Source organism: Chamaesiphon sp. VAR_48_metabat_403 (genome assembly GCF_031422475.1).
Lineage (GTDB): Bacteria > Cyanobacteriota > Cyanobacteriia > Cyanobacteriales > Chamaesiphonaceae > Chamaesiphon.
In genome coordinates this window covers 1-3,152 of the sequence record NZ_JANPLS010000231.1, presented here as the reverse complement: position 1 = coordinate 3,152, position 3,152 = coordinate 1, and the positions used below count along the sequence as shown (strand labels likewise).

At 46.6% G+C, this 3,152-nt stretch carries 4 protein-coding genes; 3 read left to right on the top strand and 1 reads right to left on the bottom strand.

Going from position 1 to position 3,152, the window contains the following annotated elements; all coding sequences use genetic code 11:
* From RMO79_RS10875 to RMO79_RS10865, 3 genes are all read left to right on the top strand, one after another.
* The coding region (locus RMO79_RS10875) for an FtsQ-type POTRA domain-containing protein (protein WP_310483172.1) at positions 1-867 on the top strand (867 nt) is incomplete at its 5' end.
* A gap of 271 nt (positions 868-1,138) precedes the next feature.
* Positions 1,139-2,368: a cell division protein FtsZ gene (gene ftsZ / locus RMO79_RS10870; RefSeq protein WP_396136572.1), complete on the top strand. Its 1,230-nt coding sequence runs from the start codon at positions 1,139-1,141 to the stop codon at positions 2,366-2,368.
* A 332-nt stretch (positions 2,369-2,700) separates the two neighbouring features.
* Entirely contained in the window at positions 2,701-2,835 is a 135-nt protein-coding gene (locus tag RMO79_RS10865) for a ribbon-helix-helix protein, CopG family (protein ID WP_015157766.1), read from the top strand.
* Positions 2,836-2,896: 61 nt separating this feature from the next.
* On the opposite strand, the gene RMO79_RS10860 is transcribed toward RMO79_RS10865, so the two are convergent.
* A partial coding sequence (locus RMO79_RS10860; RefSeq protein WP_310483170.1) for a hypothetical protein occupies positions 2,897-3,152 on the bottom strand: 256 nt, incomplete at its 5' end.

Sequence of the window (3,152 nt, the reverse complement as noted above, 5' to 3'; positions counted from 1 at the left end):
CCCCCCGTCCCCCCGTCCCCCATCCCCGTGTACCATCCCGAGTCCCAAGCACAGATCGAACAGCGTCGTCAGCAATTACGACAGCATCGGCAAATTAGAGTCGTTAAATCCGTATGGCGATTTACCTGCATGAGTGGAATTTTGGCTGGAGTAGGATGGACGATCTATCAACCCGGTTGGACGATTTCTAAACCCGAACAGATTCAGATCGAGGGCAATCAGTATCTCAGCGATACTACCGTACGATCGATGCTGGAAATTACCTATCCAAAACCGATCTTGGAGTTAGATCCAGCGGAATTGACAGAACAGTTAGCGACCAAATTAGCTCCACAACCGATCGAGCGCAGTTCGGTTAATGTTAAAATCGATCGGCGCGTATTCCCGCCGCAGCCGATCGTTCAAATTCAAGATTTGCCGCCTGTTGCCCGGATAATGCAGACAAGCACTACTCACGCTCAAATGTTTATCGACGAACGGGGGCTACAATTGCCCATTTCGAGCTACCGCCCGATCGTCTGGAAATCTCTACCTACGTTACAATTACGACTGCCAATCCAGGGTACTTGTCCCGGCTGGAGTCAACTTTATCGGGCGATTCGGACTAGTCCAGTTACTGTGGGCATTGTCGATTGCCATAATTCTCAAAATGTCATTCTACAAACTGAAGTTGGCAAAATTAGACTCGGCTCGATCGGGAATAAATCAAAAATAACTAATCAAATGCAACAGCTCGATCGACTTCGCAATTGGCAAAAACATCCTTTATCAGCAAATGCCGATCTGCTAGATTTAGAAAACCCAGACTCTCCAAGGCTCCAACTCTCCCCTGCGTCTGGAGTTCCGGCTCAAGTCGAATTAAAATAAAAATCGCGATCGCTAGCTTTTGGCTACATTAAAATACATCAAAAGCATGGCTGAGAAGACCTACGATCTGAAAACTATTCCTCTACAATTTCTATATCCTAGCACAGCGATCGTCTACCGATCGAGTAAAACCGATTCAAACATAGTTCAGTTTTGCCTATGAATTTGTTAAACAATGACAAAATTCCACGCACGCATATTTGAGTAATTTCAAAAAATACTTATAATGCGGGTTACTATGCTGTAAAGGGTTTTAACAATAAACTAGCGCATGAATAATTCTAGCCCACTTTCCTATCCAGGATTCAAAAGCCACTCAGTCCGAGAAGGTTACTCCATACCGAGGGATGAACAGATGTCTGAAGGTATTACATTTAGCAGCGCAGCTCGCATCAAAGTTATTGGTGTTGGTGGTGGCGGCAGTAATGCGGTCAATCGGATGATTGCCAGCGATATCGAAGGAATCGAATTTTGGACGATGAATACCGACGCGCAGGCTCTGTCTCATTCCGATGCAACGCGACGGATTCAGTTAGGTCAAAAACTCACTCGTGGACTCGGTGCGGGTGGCAATCCAGCCATCGGTCAAAAGGCTGCTGAAGAATCTCGTGAAGAAATCGCCCACGCTCTAGAAGGAGCCGATCTCGTTTTCATCACGGCGGGGATGGGAGGTGGAACTGGAACTGGCGCAGCGCGAATTGTTGCGGAAGTTGCTAAAGAAATGGGTGCTTTAACCGTCGGTGTCGTGACTCGTCCTTTTACCTTTGAGGGCCGACGACGCACCAACCAAGCGGAAGAAGGCATCAGCGGACTCCAAAGTCAAGTTGACACGTTGATTATCATTCCTAATGATAAGTTGTTACAAGCTATCAACGAGCAAACCCCCGTCCAGGAAGCGTTTCGGATTGCCGATGACGTACTACGATCGGGTGTCCAGGGCATCTCTGATATCATCACGATTCCTGGCTTGATTAACGTTGACTTTGCCGATGTGCGGACGGTGATGGCAGATGCTGGCTCGGCATTAATGGGCATTGGCGAAGGCTCTGGTAAGTCCCGCGCGCGGGAAGCTGCCATTCAAGCAATTACGTCACCTTTACTCGAATCGAGCATTGAAGGTGCGCGAGGTGTGGTCTTGAATATTACTGGCGGTGCGGATATGACGCTCATTGAAGTCAATACTGCGGCAGAAACGATTTACGAAGTCGTCGATCCCAATGCAAATATTATCTTTGGTGCGGTAATCGATCCGCAAATGCAAGGTGAAATGCGAATTACGGTCATTGCGACCGGATTCACAGGCGAAATTGCCGAGCCGATCTCGCGTCCCCGCGCTGCTACCAATACTGCACGCGCTACCGCCATGCCATCGGAACAGCCCCGCAAACAACAAAACCCCGGAACTGCTTCTACCGTTCATGAGAGTTTTCCCAAGCCACAACCGCCACAAACTGCTGGTGCCGACCTACCCGCCTTTTTACAAAATCGTCGTCCTAAATAAATTTGCGATCGACGATGTTTTTTGAAGTAGCAATGGCTCGATCGATCGAGTCACTGCTGCTAACTTAAAAGAAGGTCGATCTCGACACCAGAGTCAAGCAGTTGGTAGCTAACACTCTGAGTCTAAATTTATCGCACTAGTCAGCCCCAGCTTTTTCTAATTAAGTTTGGTCGCACCCAGTCTTAATTACTAAGCTCAATTTTGATGCGGCTAAAGTAATATTGATTACTTATTCAGTGCATCTACTTACCAACAACTATGTATCAGTCTCAATTGATACACACATCATGAACCAACAAACGCAGTATAGCATTCCTTCAAACACACGCACTATGTCTTTAAAACAATTGAATGTTAAGATTCCCGAACAAGAACTCAGAATTCTCGAAGCGTTTGCCGAGAAAACTGAAAGAACGAAGACCGATATTATTAGGGAATTCATCAGATCTCTACAAGCTAAAATCTGATCGTAGTTACGAGTAATTTAAGTGCACTCGATCTTTACTGCTCGATCGAGTGCAATTTCATTCATTCCAGATCGCCCGTAAGGATGTCCGCATTGAGTTGAGTTAAACTACTTGAGATCGTGTTATCCTCTACGTGCATCTGTGTTCTGGTCAAACGGTGTGTCGTCCGACAACGCACTCGCAAACAGCGCAAAACAAAAATACGAAACCAATCCCCGATCGACTCCCAAAACCGTAGTATAATTAGATTGTATAATTGTCCCCGATCGATAACTAATTGTGTCACGTTTCCAACCGGAGCAGCGATCGATCTACCC

Excerpts from the sequence above, each read along its gene's own strand:
- ftsZ (WP_396136572.1), top strand. The coding sequence starts at position 1,139 with ATGAATAATTCTAGCCCACTTTCCTATCCAGGATTCAAAAGCCACTCA.
- RMO79_RS10865 (WP_015157766.1), top strand. The coding sequence starts at position 2,701 with ATGTCTTTAAAACAATTGAATGTTAAGATTCCCGAACAAGAACTCAGA.